The organism is Sphingorhabdus sp. (assembly GCF_046154385.1).
Lineage (GTDB): Bacteria > Pseudomonadota > Alphaproteobacteria > Sphingomonadales > Sphingomonadaceae > Sphingorhabdus_B.
Genome location: NZ_JBJXFW010000052.1, coordinates 23,076 through 37,016 on the forward strand (window position 1 = coordinate 23,076; position 13,941 = coordinate 37,016).

General features: G+C 54.9%; 13 protein-coding genes. 6 read left to right on the top strand and 7 right to left on the bottom strand.

Annotated features, from left to right (window positions below):
• Nucleotides 1-6 precede the first annotated feature (6 nt).
• Nucleotides 7-774, top strand: coding sequence for a hypothetical protein (locus tag ACKVOS_RS11640; protein WP_409212169.1), 768 nt, complete (start codon nucleotides 7-9; stop codon nucleotides 772-774).
• Nucleotides 775-858: 84 nt separating this feature from the next.
• Nucleotides 859-1,848, top strand: coding sequence for a quinolinate synthase NadA (nadA, locus tag ACKVOS_RS11645; protein WP_409212170.1), 990 nt, complete (start codon nucleotides 859-861; stop codon nucleotides 1,846-1,848).
• A 20-nt stretch (nucleotides 1,849-1,868) separates the two neighbouring features.
• Here the strand turns inward: nadA and ACKVOS_RS11650 are convergent, their stop codons facing one another.
• Together ACKVOS_RS11650 and ACKVOS_RS11655 are read right to left on the bottom strand one after the other, a co-directional pair.
• Nucleotides 1,869-2,162 carry a helix-turn-helix domain-containing protein gene (locus ACKVOS_RS11650; RefSeq protein ID WP_409212171.1) on the bottom strand — a complete coding sequence of 98 codons (294 nt, stop codon included), beginning with the start codon at nucleotides 2,160-2,162 and terminating at the stop codon, nucleotides 1,869-1,871.
• Nucleotides 2,159-2,482 (bottom strand): type II toxin-antitoxin system RelE/ParE family toxin, encoded by a 324-nt coding sequence (locus ACKVOS_RS11655; RefSeq protein ID WP_409212172.1) that lies wholly within the window; start codon nucleotides 2,480-2,482, stop codon nucleotides 2,159-2,161. Before ACKVOS_RS11655 ends, ACKVOS_RS11650 begins: the two co-directional genes overlap by 4 nt.
• Nucleotides 2,483-2,650: 168 nt before the next feature.
• On the opposite strand from ACKVOS_RS11655, the gene nadC reads away from it, so the two are divergent.
• Nucleotides 2,651-3,499, top strand: a complete 849-nt coding sequence (nadC, locus tag ACKVOS_RS11660) for a carboxylating nicotinate-nucleotide diphosphorylase (protein ID WP_409212173.1) — start codon at nucleotides 2,651-2,653, stop codon at nucleotides 3,497-3,499.
• 97 nt (nucleotides 3,500-3,596) lie between these two features.
• On the top strand, nucleotides 3,597-4,229 hold the full coding sequence (locus tag ACKVOS_RS11665) for a ribonuclease T2 (protein ID WP_409212174.1): 633 nt from the start codon (nucleotides 3,597-3,599) through the stop codon (nucleotides 4,227-4,229).
• Between the two features lie 9 nt (nucleotides 4,230-4,238).
• On the opposite strand, the gene ACKVOS_RS11670 is transcribed toward ACKVOS_RS11665, so the two are convergent.
• The 5 genes from ACKVOS_RS11670 to ACKVOS_RS11690 all read right to left on the bottom strand — a co-directional run bounded on the left by ACKVOS_RS11670 (nucleotide 4,239) and on the right by ACKVOS_RS11690 (nucleotide 12,085).
• Nucleotides 4,239-4,661: a DUF4112 domain-containing protein gene (locus ACKVOS_RS11670; protein ID WP_409212175.1), complete on the bottom strand. Its 423-nt coding sequence runs from the start codon at nucleotides 4,659-4,661 to the stop codon at nucleotides 4,239-4,241.
• 19 nt (nucleotides 4,662-4,680) lie between these two features.
• Nucleotides 4,681-6,003: an ABC transporter substrate-binding protein gene (locus ACKVOS_RS11675; RefSeq protein ID WP_409212176.1), complete on the bottom strand. Its 1,323-nt coding sequence runs from the start codon at nucleotides 6,001-6,003 to the stop codon at nucleotides 4,681-4,683.
• A gap of 168 nt (nucleotides 6,004-6,171) precedes the next feature.
• Complete coding sequence (locus ACKVOS_RS11680; protein ID WP_409212177.1) at nucleotides 6,172-7,665, bottom strand: S1C family serine protease; 1,494 nt, start codon at nucleotides 7,663-7,665, stop codon at nucleotides 6,172-6,174.
• A gap of 86 nt (nucleotides 7,666-7,751) precedes the next feature.
• Nucleotides 7,752-9,854: a transglycosylase domain-containing protein gene (locus ACKVOS_RS11685; RefSeq protein ID WP_409212178.1), complete on the bottom strand. Its 2,103-nt coding sequence runs from the start codon at nucleotides 9,852-9,854 to the stop codon at nucleotides 7,752-7,754.
• 53 nt (nucleotides 9,855-9,907) lie between these two features.
• Nucleotides 9,908-12,085 (bottom strand): primosomal protein N', encoded by a 2,178-nt coding sequence (locus ACKVOS_RS11690; protein WP_409212179.1) that lies wholly within the window; start codon nucleotides 12,083-12,085, stop codon nucleotides 9,908-9,910.
• 158 nt (nucleotides 12,086-12,243) lie between these two features.
• Between ACKVOS_RS11690 and ACKVOS_RS11695 the strand changes: the two genes are divergently transcribed.
• Both ACKVOS_RS11695 and fsa read left to right on the top strand, forming a co-directional pair.
• Complete coding sequence (locus ACKVOS_RS11695) at nucleotides 12,244-12,918, top strand: DUF4197 domain-containing protein (protein WP_409212180.1); 675 nt, start codon at nucleotides 12,244-12,246, stop codon at nucleotides 12,916-12,918.
• Nucleotides 12,919-13,246: 328 nt separating this feature from the next.
• Complete coding sequence (gene fsa / locus ACKVOS_RS11700) at nucleotides 13,247-13,900, top strand: fructose-6-phosphate aldolase (RefSeq protein WP_409212181.1); 654 nt, start codon at nucleotides 13,247-13,249, stop codon at nucleotides 13,898-13,900.
• The last annotated feature ends 41 nt before the right edge of the window (nucleotides 13,901-13,941 follow it).

Below are 13,941 nucleotides of genomic sequence, written 5' to 3' on the forward strand. Positions count from 1 at the left end.
GGATATATGGCGACTATTGCGCCTGCCGCAGCAACAAGCAATGACCGTTTTTTCATGCGGATGGCAATTATCATTGCGTTTACAATCATTTCCGGTTTTGTTTTGCATTTCGCCATGGGGCGGTCTTCGCTCGGCGCCCGGCCACTTGTTCATGTTCATGGACTGGTTTTCATGGGATGGGTTGTGCTGTTCCTGATCCAAGTGCGGTTGGCAACTGGCGGATCGCTGGCCTTGCACCGGCGCCTCGGTTGGATTGCGGCAGGTTGGGCCTGTCTTCTGGTTGTTATGGGATTGGCGATTACGATTGATGTTGCCATGCGCGGTGGCACGCCCTTTTTCTTCCTGCCTCAATATTTCCTGATTGCCAACCCGATGACGATGCTGTGTTTTGTCGCGCTTACCACTGCGGCGATCCGTCTGCGGCGCAGCACCGACTGGCACAAACGGCTGCATCTTTGTGCGACAGTTTCAATCATCGGGCCGGGGCTTGGGCGGTTGCTGCCATTGCCTTTGATGGGGCCATATTCTTTTGACATCGTCATATTCGTGTCATTGCTGTTTCCCGCTGCGGGCATGATCCACGATTGGCGTCAAAGCGGGCGGGTTCATCGTGCTTGGGCGTGGGGCGCTTTAGCTATCTTCCTGATCGTGCCAACTTCGCAGATTATCGCACGGTCGCCGGTGGGGGATATGATCTACGCTGCGGTGACACAGGGCCATCCCGGTGAAAAAGTGCCCGGTCTTGAATTCCCGCCGTCGCCGCTGACCGAATAATAAGTCTTGACCCTAATTGCACGGTGGACGCGCATGAAGCGGGCGCTTATTGCTTGAGCGAACTTGAATAACTGGATTCCGATTATGAACGCCCCGATCCGTGAGAATCTGCAAGCTGTCGATTTGCTTGGTGAAATTAGCCGGCTGAAGACAGAACGTAACGCCGTCATCTTGGCGCATTATTATCAAAAACCGGAAATTCAGGATTTGGCCGATTTTGTGGGGGACAGCCTTGAGCTGAGCAAACGGGCCGCGGAAACCGATGCCGATGTGATTGCGTTTTGCGGGGTCAAGTTCATGGCTGAAACCGCCAAAATTCTCAGCCCTCAAAAAACAGTTATTTTGCCGGATATGGCGGCGGGTTGCTCGTTGGAAGATGCCTGTCCGCCGGGGAAATTCAGGGCGTTCCGGGAAGCGCATCCCGATCATATCGCGCTGACCTATATCAATTGTTCAGCCGAGGTGAAGGCATTGTCCGACATCATCGTGACGAGCAGCAGTGCCGAAACCATTCTTGCACAAATCCCGCCGGAACAGAAAATTATCTTCGGCCCGGACCGTCATTTGGGTGGCTATCTTTCGCGCAAGTTTGACCGCGAAATGTTGCTTTGGCCCGGTGTGTGCATTGTGCATGAAGCTTTTAGCGAAACCGAATTGCTCAAGTTGAAGGCGCAACATCCCGGCGTACCCGTCGCAGCGCATCCCGAATGCCCGCCGCATATCATTGATCACGCGGATTATGTAGGTTCCACCAGCGGGATATTGCAATTTGCCAATGCGATGGAAGGCGACACTTTAATCGTCGCGACCGAACCGCATATCATCCATCAAATGGAAAAGTCGGAGCCGACCAAGACGTTTATTGGTGCGCCCGGTGCCGATGGCAATTGTGCGTGCAATATCTGCCCCTATATGGCGCTGAATACAATGGAGAAGCTGTATTTGGCGCTGCGCGATCTGCAACCGCAGATCGAGATGGATGAAACCATAAGGCTCGCGGCCAAAAAGAGTCTGGACCGGATGCTTGAAATGGCAAGCGGTTCGGTCGGCAAGGGCGATTTGGGGCGGGCTTGAATTTGATTGGAACGGTCCAATTATTGTCCGATTGCTTCAAAGCTAACTTTGAGTTTTGTTCCGGTGGCTTTGGCAAACTTTGTCAAAGTGGACGTTGAAGGCCTGGATCTTCCACCTTCAAGCCGCGCAACCACGCTTTGGGTTGTACCCATACGCTGAGCAACTTCTGCTTGTGTCAAACCCGCTTTTGATCGCGCCTCTATCAAGGCGCGGGCCAGAATGAATTCTTCTTCGAGCGCATCATATTCACGAACAAATTCCGGATCTTTGAACCATTGGTCGCTTAGTTTTGAAAATGATAGTGCTTGGGTCATCTAATTTGCTCCGCCCGTTTCAAGGCCAATTCAATTTCTGAACGTGGGGTCCTTTGAGTTTTTTTGAGAAGTGCGCATACAATGATTACGTGTTGTCCAGACGCTGTAACATAGATTGCACGAGCGATACCATCCCGACCCGTGAAACGCATTTCCCAAAGTTTGCCCTGCAAATGCTTGATATATGGTTCACGCATCGCGGTAAGGCCGAGTTGTTCAATCATATCGGCCAAACGCCGCAACTTTGCTTTTATCTCAATCGGTAATTCAGCAATTTCACGCTCAACAACACTGTCGAGATAGCCTACTTCCCAGTTCATAGATATTAAATAGCAAAAATGCTATTTTTGTCAATATGGTCTGCGTGATGATTCTGCTTTCCTAGTCCATGTGCTTTGGATTAGCTGGGATATAACGTTTCTTTACGAATCTCAAATTGCCCAAATATGCCTCGCAAAATTAAGCATGCCTCTAACGTAGGTCCGACAATGAAGTTCATGATTAAAGATTTTCACATACGCACATTTGTGGCGGCAACTCTTTCGGAGGATTTGGGGCCCACCGGGCGGGACATCACGTCCGAAAGTGTCATTCCGACTGATGTCAGATTTGCAGGCGTAATGGGAAGCCGGGACCCTATAGTTGTTGCCGGACTTCCAATTGCAGAGGCTTTTTTCAAGCATCTCGATCCCGGTATGAAGGTTGAAATACAGGTCGCCGAAGGGCAGCAAGTTGCATCTGGAACTGATCTGATGTGGTTAAAAGGACGCGCGCGCGCGATGCTCACTGCCGAGCGTTCGGCCCTTAATACGGTGCAGCATTTGTCAGGTATTGCGACCATGACGCGCAAATATGTCGACGCGATTGCCGGAACCGGATGCACGTTGCTTGATACCCGCAAGACGATCCCCGGTCTCCGCATCCTGGAAAAATATGCAACGCGCATGGGCGGTGCGATCAATCACCGGATGGGGTTATGGGATGGGGCCATGATTAAGGATAATCATGTTGCGGTCGCTGGCGGTGTTGAGGAGGCGGTGCGCCGCGCAAAAGAAGCAGGAATTGCTGAAATTATACTGGAAGTTGATCGCCTATCCCAAATCGAACCGGGCATGGCCGCTGGGGCGACCCATTTGTTGCTCGATAATATGGACATTGATGAATTGGCCGAGGCAGTATCGCTTGTGGCCGGGCGTGTGCCGACCGAGGCATCAGGCGGTGTGACGTTGGAAACAATTCGCGCAAAAGCGGAAACGGGTGTGACCTATATTTCGGTCGGCCGTTTAACGCAAAGTGCGCCAGCGGCCGATATAGGGCTGGATTTTGCTCAGACCTAACCCCGTGCAGATGGTCTTTGCGTTTATTGCAGTGGTCGCATTGTTTTCAGCGACCCCTTCTTTTGCGCAGGCATGGCAATGCCGTGCGCCGAAATATTTGCCGCGACCGGCGCTGGAATTGCCTGCACCCGGGCAGATGCGCAAGACGCCAATCAGCGGCTATACACTCGCGCTCAGTTGGAGCCGGGAATATTGTCGCGGTCGACAGCGTGATCCGGCAATGCGCTTTCAATGTTCCGGCGAGATTGGCGATTTCGGATTTGTGCTGCATGGGCTTTGGCCTGAAACAACTGGCCCGAATTATCCGCAATATTGCCGAAAGGTCGGTGTATTGCGGCGGGACATAATCAGTCAAAACATCTGCATGACCCCGACACCGCAGCTTTTGCAGCATGAATGGGCCAAGCACGGAACCTGTATGGCCAAAACACCAGAGGCCTATTTCGGGGCAGCAAGAGTTCTTTTCAACGCAATCCAATTTCCGGATATGGACAGGTTGTCGCGGGAGGTCGAAAGGGGCACGCCTCTGACCGTTGCCGGATTGGCACAGGCGTTTGCCGACCTGAATGACGGGCTGCCGGCACAGGCGGTCAAAATCAAAACCAATGGTAAAGGCTGGTTGCAAGAGGTGCGGATATGTTTGGGTAAAGACCTGAAGCCACGCCGGTGTCCGCGCTTCGCCAAGGGTGCAGCGGATAGGGCGGTGATCAAGGTGTGGCGAGGGCGTTAGGTCCTGACCCTAGCCTTCGATAATGCGCGTTCCGGGATGATGCTTGTCGAGATGCTTTTTAATAATCCGCAGGTTCTTGCTGTTGGAACGCCATACAAGGTCGAACACATCGCCGACCAGGGGTACAGCGCCGATGGCGGTATCGACACCCACATTGGCGGCCATGCGGATCAGCTGCCATTTTGACATCCCAAGGTTGCGCGCTTCCCACACAATATAAGCGCCCATCGCTGCCGTAACTACATCGCCCAGCACCGGGACCAGACCAACCACCGTATCCAAGCCAAAGGGAATTTTTGTGCCCGGAATATGAAACGCCCGCTCAAGTAATTTTTCCATCGCCTCCACCCGGACGCGCACCGAATGCGGGTCGCTACCCATGCCCGGTAAATCTTTGGCGATTTGACTAAACTGTTCTTGCGAAAGTGGCATGGGGCGCACTCCTTTACCCTTATGTTGTATCGCGCCCCAGATATTGCAACAGGTGCCAACCCCGACCATTTGCGACATGGCCCAGTAATCCGGGCCGTGCAACCGACCAGCGCAGGGGATTGGCGATAGGAATGAAATTCCGCATTTCCTGTAATTCGGCCTCTGCTTGCGCCAGCAACTGGGCCCGTTGTTCTATCGTCGCGGCCATGCGCGCTTCGAACACAAGCCGATCGGCATCCTTGTTACAAATGGAGCTTACGGTGCAGGAAAGCTGATCCAGATACCAGGCCGGGCTCGATTGATCGGCGGTGCGATCTATCAAGCGCAGATCGTGCGGCCGGTCAATCGTGACCCTTTCAACCTCCAGACCGATCGAGGCCATATCGGCGCGCAGCCGGGCAAAGAATATGCGCCCGCCATATCCACGCGGCAAAGCGATACGCAAGGGCCGCACCTCACCATTACTGCCTTCCCATTGTCCGATAATCGTTTTTGCTCTGGTCTTGCGACTTTCAATCTGTTGCGAAGACCAGTCAGGTCGTGGTGCTGGCAGCCGGTTGGGCAGGCTTTCGGGAACCAGAGTCAAAGTTTCGCGCCACGCCACAATATCAAAAGCCGTAAGAAGCTTTGGCCGGTCAATCGCCATAGCGATGGCATCGCGGTTATCGCGGGAGGAAAGAAAAGGGCCGCCTTCGACAAACAGCAATCCGAACAGACCCGGCACCGGATCAAATTGGATTTCATTCGCATTGATTTGCGCCGCATCGAGCAAAGGAAAATCTTCGAAACGGCCGCCTTCAACCAGATCGCTTTGCCCTTCCATATAGCGTGCGAGGGCGAGCGAAGCGGAGCTGCCACGGACGGTAACGGTCTCCGGTTCCAGGATATTATCGCCCTTTTCGTCAATATTTCTCAACCGCAGCTGCATCGCATCGCCAAGCCGTTTGGCCTGCATGGGACCCGATCCGAATCCGCGCCGGGCAAGGCCGAATTCCGGCTGTGCCATCATTTCGAGCAAATAGGGCATGGGTGCCTTAAGCCGAATTTCGATGACTTTGCCTGTCATCGGCACAACCCGATCAATGACCGCCAATTCGGAGTTGAACCGACCCTTGCGCAATTCCTGAATGCGTGTTGTCAGCAGGTCGGCAACTTCGTTGGATGTCACCTCACGCCCGTCATTCCAGCGAGTCTTATTCAGGCGGAAAATGTAACTTAAGCCGTCATCCGTCACAATCCACCGGTTGGCAAGTCCAGGGGCAACACGTCCTTTATTGTCAAAGGTTACGAGCCCTTGGGCCGTGGCACCGCGAAGATAGGCCGAAGCCAGTGGTAACGGCATTGCCGAAATGTTGAAAGGGCGCGGCCTTCCTTCGATGATATCGACGCGAACCCGGCTGTTATCGACCCCTTTGGAACATCCGGCGAGGAGAAAAATAGTCAGAATAAGGGGCAAACACCGCATCATATTTCTATCATAGACGGAACGGCTTGCGGTACAATCCATCCATTATTCGACCGAGCAAGCAAATACCAGAATTTCATTGGGCTCAGGTGGCAAAACTTCGCGAACGGCCTTGTTCATATTGTCGATCTTGCCCAACGCGTCTGGATCGGAGTTACAGCTTGTAACGTCGTATCTTTTGCGTGATGCGCGCGCCGCGCCCATTGCATCAATGCCCAACAAATAGCGTTCAATGCGATATGTTTCGCTCTTGGGCGTGTAACTGACCAAAGAAACGTTTGCATCGTTGTTGGGAACGAAAGAGCGGGTCCAGTTGCCGGCATTATCAACATATTGGGTTCGCCCGTTTATGCATCCCTCTGCTGTCCAATCAAAACGGACGTCGGCGGTATCCGAAATCGTCACCCGGCTGCGCTCCGGCTGGATTACGCATCGCCGTTTTCCTGTCTCGCCCGCTACAGCTTCTTTGGGTTCATCTTCGGATTGGGAAATCTGTTCGGTCATTGCGGCGCGAACACGTTCGTCGACTTCTTCAAAAGATGGTTTGGAAAAAAATAATGTTATAGCCGAAACCGCAGCAACGGCAGCAATTCCGGCCGCAATCTTGAATCGATCGCGCTGTTCGCGTTCGATAAACTGCCACGCTGCACCACCTGCCACCGCGGCTAGAATGAGCAGCAGCCCGGCAAGCGCGATGTGATTTTCACGCTCGGCAATAACGGCATGTTCGGCATCCCGCCGGACCTTTCCTTCGCGGCTGCTTCTAAGCTCGCTTGCAACTCTGGCCTCCGCCTCGATTTTTGCACGCGAAGCAGCTTCGCGTTCCGCTTCCGCCCGACTGAGTTCTGCAACAGACCGGCATTCGTTGATGACGGTGTTCAGTTCAACTTTCAGATCCTGCAGGAATGTAGCGACCTCGCGAACCGAAATCGCAAAATAGAATTCAGCGCCTCCGTCATCGGCGGTCGAGCCAAAACTGTTGATACCGATTACCCGTCCGCACGCATCAACCAAAGGCCCGCCGCTGTTGCCCGGTGCTATTGGTGCCGTGTGCAAAAGGGATTCAACCGTTTTGGAACTGCGCCCCGAAGAAATGCTGCCGCGTGTTTTGACAGGAGCAGATGGGCGCAGGACATCATCTTCATCCTGTTCCAATGCGATGTCGACATTCGCAGGATATCCGATCGCAAAGACATCAATACCGTCCCCGATTATGCCGGAAAAGAAACTGGCGGGAATGAGGCGTCCGGATTGCGTTAATTGCAAAAGCGCCAAATCCTTGCCGGGCGAAGCGGCGACCAATCGAGCTTTGTAGGTTGCATTCCCTTCAGTTGGGATGACGGTGAATGTTACGCTTTCATCGATACGGGCCGGGTCGACAACATGGGCGTTGGTAATGACTTTGTCAGCAGAGACCGCAACGCCTGATCCGTGGCCGATCAATGTACGCTGTCCGTCGGCCGAACTGAATACGGCAATCCGGACGACGCTGCGCGTGGCAGCAGCGATATCGGTTGCTTCGCCGCGGGACTGGGACATTGCAAACGGGGAAAGTATGAGCAGAAGAGCCAGTATATATCGCATACGCCCATCGACCATAAAAGCGCGCACCAATCAACAGGACATCAGCGCCGCTGCTCATTTTCCTGCTGCCGGGGCTGTATCGCGACGCCATCACGACCCAAATTGATATCAAGCGGAACACCGCCGACTTCGGTGTTGACGGTTACACCTTCTTTTTCATCAAAGCGGATATCGCTTTTGCCAATATCAATGGGAACATCTGGTAATTCGGTCAGGTCCAATGGTGCCACAGGCCCCTCGGGGTCTGGCTTTACAGCCGGTTTCGGCTTGGTTCTGGGCGCTGCACCTTTAATTGCCTGACTCATGAAATCCCGCCAGATCCGTGCGGGAAGGCCACCCCCGTTTACGCCGCGAAGGGGGCTGTTATCGTCGTTGCCGATCCAAACACCGACGACCAGATCGCCGGCAAACCCGACAAACAAGGCATCACGATTATCTTGGCTGGTACCGGTTTTACCATAAGCGGGAATGGACAAGCGGGCGGCGCGACCCGTGCCGTCGGTGACGGTTTCACCCAGCAATTCGAGCAGCATCCGGTGGGTCCGACCACTAAAACTGCGCGGTCCGGAAAATAACCATTCTATCCAGCCCTGTTCTTCCTGCTGGAAGGCGTGCGGTTCAACCGGCCAGGCGTTTCCTGCGACACCGGCATAAGCCGACGTAAGTTCCAGCAGTGAAATTGCCGAACTGCCAAGCGCAAGACTGGGGTCGAGATTGAGCTTGCTCGTTACACCCAAATCTTCCGCTGCCTTTGCCACAGCTTCACCCCCCACTTGTTGGTACAGGCGAACCGAAGCCACATTGCTTGACCGGGCAAAGGCTTCTTTCAGGCTTATGTCGCCCCGATAATTATCCTCCGAATTTTTGGGCCGGTAGAGTCCTTCATTGATTGGCGTGTCGGCAATCAATGAATTCGGGGTCATTCCTGCGCGCAAGGACGCCAGATAGACAAACAGCTTGAACGTTGATCCGGGCTGCCTTTTGGCTTGTGTAACACGGTTAAAGGCGGAATCCTTATAGCTGCGGCCACCCACCATAGCCACAACTTCGCCATTGGGGCGCATGGCGACCAGCGCAACCTGGGCCTTTCCGAGGCCGCTAGTGCCAGTTACGCGGCGCGCAATCTGTTGCAGGCGCGCGTCCAATGTCGTTTTGATGCGGACATCGGCATAGCCACTTTCGGTTAAAAGCCGCGCTTGCGGAACGGCCCAATCCGCAAAATAGGTACCAGTAGGAATGCTGTCGCGAACGCGGACATCCAGTCTTGCGACCGGCGTTGCATCGGCTTTTGCCTGTGTGATTGCGCCATTGGCCACCATGGCGCGAAGCACAAGTTTCGAGCGTTTGGCCGCGCGTTCCGGATTTTTCGTGGGAGCGAGGCGGGATGGGGCCTGTACCAGCCCTGCCAACATTGATGCCTGTGCCAATGTCAGCCGTTCGGGCTGGCGGTAAAAATAATGCAGGGATGCGGCGCGCAATCCATACACATTGTCGCCGAAATAAACGTTGGAAAGATAGCGTTCGAGGATTTCGTCTTTGGTCAGCCGACCTTCGAGCCAGAATGCGATAAGCATTTCGCGCGCCTTTCGGGTCAGGCTGCGTTCGGGAGTCAGAAATGTAAATTTGGCGAGCTGTTGTGTAATCGTGCTGCCGCCTTGTGTAATACCGCTGCCGATTGCGTTCGACCAGGCGGCGCGCGCGAGACCTCTGGGGTCGATACCCCAATGCGAATAGAACCGCCGGTCTTCAATCGATAGAAATGCCTGCACGACGTGTGGCGGTAGGGTGCTGACATTGACCGGCCTGTCGACAATGGCGCCGTTGCGGGCGATGGGCGTGCCGTCCGACGCCAACAAAGTAATGCGCGGTGGCGCGATAGGCTGCAGCGACTTTGACAAAGGCGCCGTGATCGCGAGCCACAGGATAAGCAGGATGAACAGCGCCAAAGATGCCGCTACGAAACGCGAAAACCACCACCAGCGGGATTTGCCCAAAAATTGTTTTTTGGGTTTTGGCGGCGGCGCCTCGCCATCCCAAGGTTTCGGGTTGTCGGGGTACAGTCCTGCATATGCCTGATCGAAGGCCGCAAGGCGGCTGTCGATATCGGTCGCCGCAGCGGAAGAATTGTCTCGTTTGAAAAACATCGATAGGCTGTATTATCTATATAAGACGCTAAAGGCGAGTACAAAAAAACGCATCATAGAAAGCTATAGGGGTCTACATCCACGCCGACGCGGACGCTACGGGGAAATTGTAGGCCACCCAGCCATTGGCGGATAATCGCCTGCATTTCCACTGACCTTTGGGCGTGGACCAATAATCTTTGCCGGTACCGGCCGCGCAGCATGGCGAGCGGAGCTGGCGCAGGGCCATAGACATACATGCCCTCGGTCTGCGGGGCTGCTCCGCCCACGGCACGCGCGGCTTCTATCGCCTCGCGTTCGTCCTCGGATGAAATAATGATCGCGGCAAAGCGGCCAAACGGTGGAGCACCGGCCGATTTGCGCTGTTCGGTTTCGGCATCGTAAAATGCATCGCGGTCGCCGGCCACAAGCGCGGCGATTACAGGGTGGCCCGGATTGCGGGTCTGGATAAAGACCTCGCCCGGCTTTTCGCCTCTGCCTGCCCGCCCGGCAGCCTGCGCTATCTGCTGAAAAGTGCGTTCGGCAGCACGCAGATCGCCGCCTTCCAAGCCCAGATCGGCATCAATCACGCCGACCAGCGTCAGTTCGGGAAAATGATAGCCCTTGGTCACCAATTGGGTGCCAATGATAATGTCGACAGACTTGTTTTCCACACGAGCGACAAATTCCGCTGCTTTTTCAGGCGACCAGAGCGTGTCCGACGTTGCAATGATGGTCCGTGCTTGCGGCAGCAAACGGTTAACCTCGTCCGATATGCGTTCCACACCCGGCCCGCACGCGACCAATGTATCGGACTCGCCACATTCGGGGCATTCTTCTGGCGGGGGCATGACATGGCCGCAATGGTGGCACGCCAGACGGCGCACCAGCCGATGTTCCACCATCCAGCTGGTGCAATTGGGGCATTGGAACCGGTGTCCGCAGGTCCGGCATAATGTCAGCGGCGCAAAGCCGCGGCGGTTCAGAAAAAGCAAGCTTTGTTCGCCGCGTTCAAGACGTTCTTCAAGCGCCTTTAGCAGGGTCGGCGCGATCCAGTGCTGCCGTTCCGGGGCGTCGAGTGTCAGGTCGATTGCCTTGATTTCGGGCATTTTGGCCGCGCCGAACCGCGACGGAATTTCCAGACCCCTATACCGCCCGATGGTGACCATATGACGGGTTTCCAGCGCCGGTGTCGCCGATGCCAAAATGACAGGAAATCCTTCAAACCGCCCCCGCATTACCGCGACATCGCGGGCGTGGTACCGCACGCCATCTTCTTGCTTGAAGCTGGTTTCATGGGCTTCATCAACGATGATAAGGCCGGGATTCGCAAATGGCAGGAACAATGCAGAGCGTGCGCCAACCACCACTTTTGCAGTCCCGTCGGCAATTGCGCGCCACACCCTGCGCCTTTGGGTCGAACGCATATTGGAATGCCATGTCGCAGGTTCGACGCCAAACCGTTCTTCAAATCGTTTCAGAAAGGGTTGCGTGAGCGCGATCTCGGGTAACAGAACCAGGACCTGTTTATTCAGCCGCAACGCCGCTGCGACCGCTTCAAAATAGGTTTCTGTCTTTCCGGAACCGGTGACCCCATCAAGGACAAATGTAGAAAAACCGCCATCGCGCACCGCTAAGGTCATGGTGTCAGCAGCGGCTTGCTGGGCTTCGTTCAGGACGGGGTTTGCAAAATCGGGCTGCGGTTCGAGAAAGGGCGTATCGACGCTGATTGTGACGGGTTCAAAGGCTCCGGCTTTTATCAGGCCGCGAATGATATTGTCGCTGACTCCGGCCTCTGCCGCCAATTCGCGCACCAAACCTTGCGCGTCTTCAAGGGCATCGAGCGCAGCCGCGCGTTGCGGTGTCAATCGCGCCGGCTCAACATTGGTTCGGCGATATTCCGTTATCGTACCCGATGTGGTAAAGGCTGCAGACGATGCCAAAACCATACGCAACACAGCGGCGTGCTGCGTCAGATAATAATCGGCTACCCAATCAACCAGTTTCCGCAAACCCGGACCGATGGGCGGACATTCGACGATCTCCAGCACGGCGCGCAGTTTCTTTGCTTCTACAGGCTCGTCATCGAAAATATCTTCATCCCAGACAACACCCGGCAGCTTGCGTGGACCCAGCGGAACCATGACGACAGTGCCCGGCTTTGCCACCATGCCATCGGGCAGCCGATAGTCGAGTGGCCCGATCACTTGCGTCAGCAGAACGACGCGGACACGGGGTGGAGTGGGATTCATGGGAAGCATATAGGCAGACAAAAGGGCAACGTCACCACTTCATCCTCTGCTGCCTTTTTCGCCGAATGTAAAACTAACGGAATCGAACAGCGAAGCGCAATGCATTGATGGATAACGTAGAATTTTCATGATACCAAAGCGTATAAAAGGAGAGCCAGATGACCACCAACCGCCGCCAAATCCTGCTGTCGGGCGCTGCCCTGTTTGCCCTTGCACTCCCCGGCTGCCAGAGCATGCCTACATTCAGCCTGACCGAAGCGATCCGGCGTTTGCTGACACTGGCATCGCAGAATGCCTTTGCCCTGCTGCTGCAACCGGGCGGATTCTATGACAGTTCGGTGGCGCGCATTTCCTTGCCCGATCGCTTCGGCGGAGAACGGGGTGCAGGGATTTTGTCCGTCGTCCTGCAAAGTCGCCAGTTTCGCGACCGGCTGCAACGCCAGCTGAACCGTGCCGCCGAAAAGGGCGCTGAACGCGCGGCCCCGTTGGTCGCAGATGCCGTGCGTAATATCAGCATCGAAGATGCCGACGCCCTTGTGCGGGGCGGGCCGCAGGCTGCTACTGCGTTTCTGCGTGGCAAGATGGGACCCGCGCTTCTTGAATCCATGGTTCCGGGAATTTCCGACGGTCTGCGGCTGTTCGATGATCAGGTGATCGGTCAGGCAGTGCGCTCGGTTACGGGTTTCGACATCGCTGCGCTGGCACAGGACATTTCCCGCAAGGCAGACGATAGCATCTGGGCCGCAATCGGTCTGGAGGAATCGGCCATCCGGGCGGACCCGCAAAAGACCAACGATCCATTACTAATGGGCGTGTTTGGACTTTTGAAATAGGCGGCGCGTCGGGCACTATATTATGAAGAGCGAAATGTGCCGAATGTCGCAACAAGTCATTGAAATGTAGGAATTTACCTGTCACTTTTGGATGCAGGAGATAAATTATCAGCGATAATGAATTACCCATTTGAAGCTTCAGCCAAGTCAAGAGAAAGATGGTTTCGGGGACCGCCTTTCCAACATGGAAAGATGCGATCCACTGTGAACTTCCCGCTATTGTCGCCGGTTTGCGGAACCTGGGTTTTCGGCCTTTTATCGCTGTCAATTGGGACGGGCATTTGCCAATAGACTTCAAACCGAATCCTCAGATCAGGAAATCAAGAAAATGAAATTCTTTGCCGACACCGCTGAAATCGCTGACATCAAGGAACTGGCCGCGACGGGTCTGCTGGATGGTGTTACCACCAACCCTTCTCTGATCGCGAAATCGGGTCGTGACTTTATCGAGGTAACGCGCGAGATTTGCGCGTTGACCCACGGGCCGGTTTCAGCCGAAGTTCTGGCGCTTGACCATGCGACGATGATGAAAGAGGCGGAGATTTTACGCAAGATTGCGGACAATGTGTGCATCAAGGTACCGCTCACCATTGATGGCCTGAAAACGTGCAAGGCGCTTACCAATGACGGAACGATGGTCAATGTGACCTTGTGCTTTTCGGCCAACCAGGCCTTGCTTGCGGCCAAAGCGGGCGCAACCTTTGTGTCCCCCTTTGTCGGTCGCCACGACGACAACGGTTTTGACGGTATGAGCCTGATTAGCGATATCCGCCTGATTTACGACAATTACGATTTTGGTACGGAAATTCTTGTCGCAAGTGTGCGCCATGGCGTCCATGTTCTGGAGGCCGCAAAGATCGGCGCGGACGTGATGACTGCGCCGCCGTCGGTTATAAAGGGACTGTTCAAGCATATCCTGACCGACAAGGGCATTGAAGGCTTTCTTGCCGATTGGGCAAAAACAGGTCAGGCAATCGGGTAAGTAATTGTCGAGGGAGAACGGAACGGGTCGCAAATATTCCG

Coding starts and splice junctions, on each gene's coding strand:
- ACKVOS_RS11640 (WP_409212169.1), top strand. CDS start 7: ATGGCGACTATTGCGCCTGCCGCAGCAACAAGCAATGACCGTTTTTTC.
- nadA (WP_409212170.1), top strand. CDS start 859: ATGAACGCCCCGATCCGTGAGAATCTGCAAGCTGTCGATTTGCTTGGT.
- ACKVOS_RS11650 (WP_409212171.1), bottom strand. CDS start 2,162: ATGACCCAAGCACTATCATTTTCAAAACTAAGCGACCAATGGTTCAAA.
- ACKVOS_RS11655 (WP_409212172.1), bottom strand. CDS start 2,482: ATGAACTGGGAAGTAGGCTATCTCGACAGTGTTGTTGAGCGTGAAATT.
- nadC (WP_409212173.1), top strand. CDS start 2,651: ATGAAGTTCATGATTAAAGATTTTCACATACGCACATTTGTGGCGGCA.
- ACKVOS_RS11670 (WP_409212175.1), bottom strand. CDS start 4,661: ATGCCACTTTCGCAAGAACAGTTTAGTCAAATCGCCAAAGATTTACCG.
- ACKVOS_RS11675 (WP_409212176.1), bottom strand. CDS start 6,003: ATGCCGTTACCACTGGCTTCGGCCTATCTTCGCGGTGCCACGGCCCAA.
- ACKVOS_RS11680 (WP_409212177.1), bottom strand. CDS start 7,665: ATGTCCCAGTCCCGCGGCGAAGCAACCGATATCGCTGCTGCCACGCGC.
- ACKVOS_RS11685 (WP_409212178.1), bottom strand. CDS start 9,854: ATGTTTTTCAAACGAGACAATTCTTCCGCTGCGGCGACCGATATCGAC.
- ACKVOS_RS11690 (WP_409212179.1), bottom strand. CDS start 12,085: ATGAATCCCACTCCACCCCGTGTCCGCGTCGTTCTGCTGACGCAAGTG.
- ACKVOS_RS11695 (WP_409212180.1), top strand. CDS start 12,244: ATGACCACCAACCGCCGCCAAATCCTGCTGTCGGGCGCTGCCCTGTTT.
- fsa (WP_409212181.1), top strand. CDS start 13,247: ATGAAATTCTTTGCCGACACCGCTGAAATCGCTGACATCAAGGAACTG.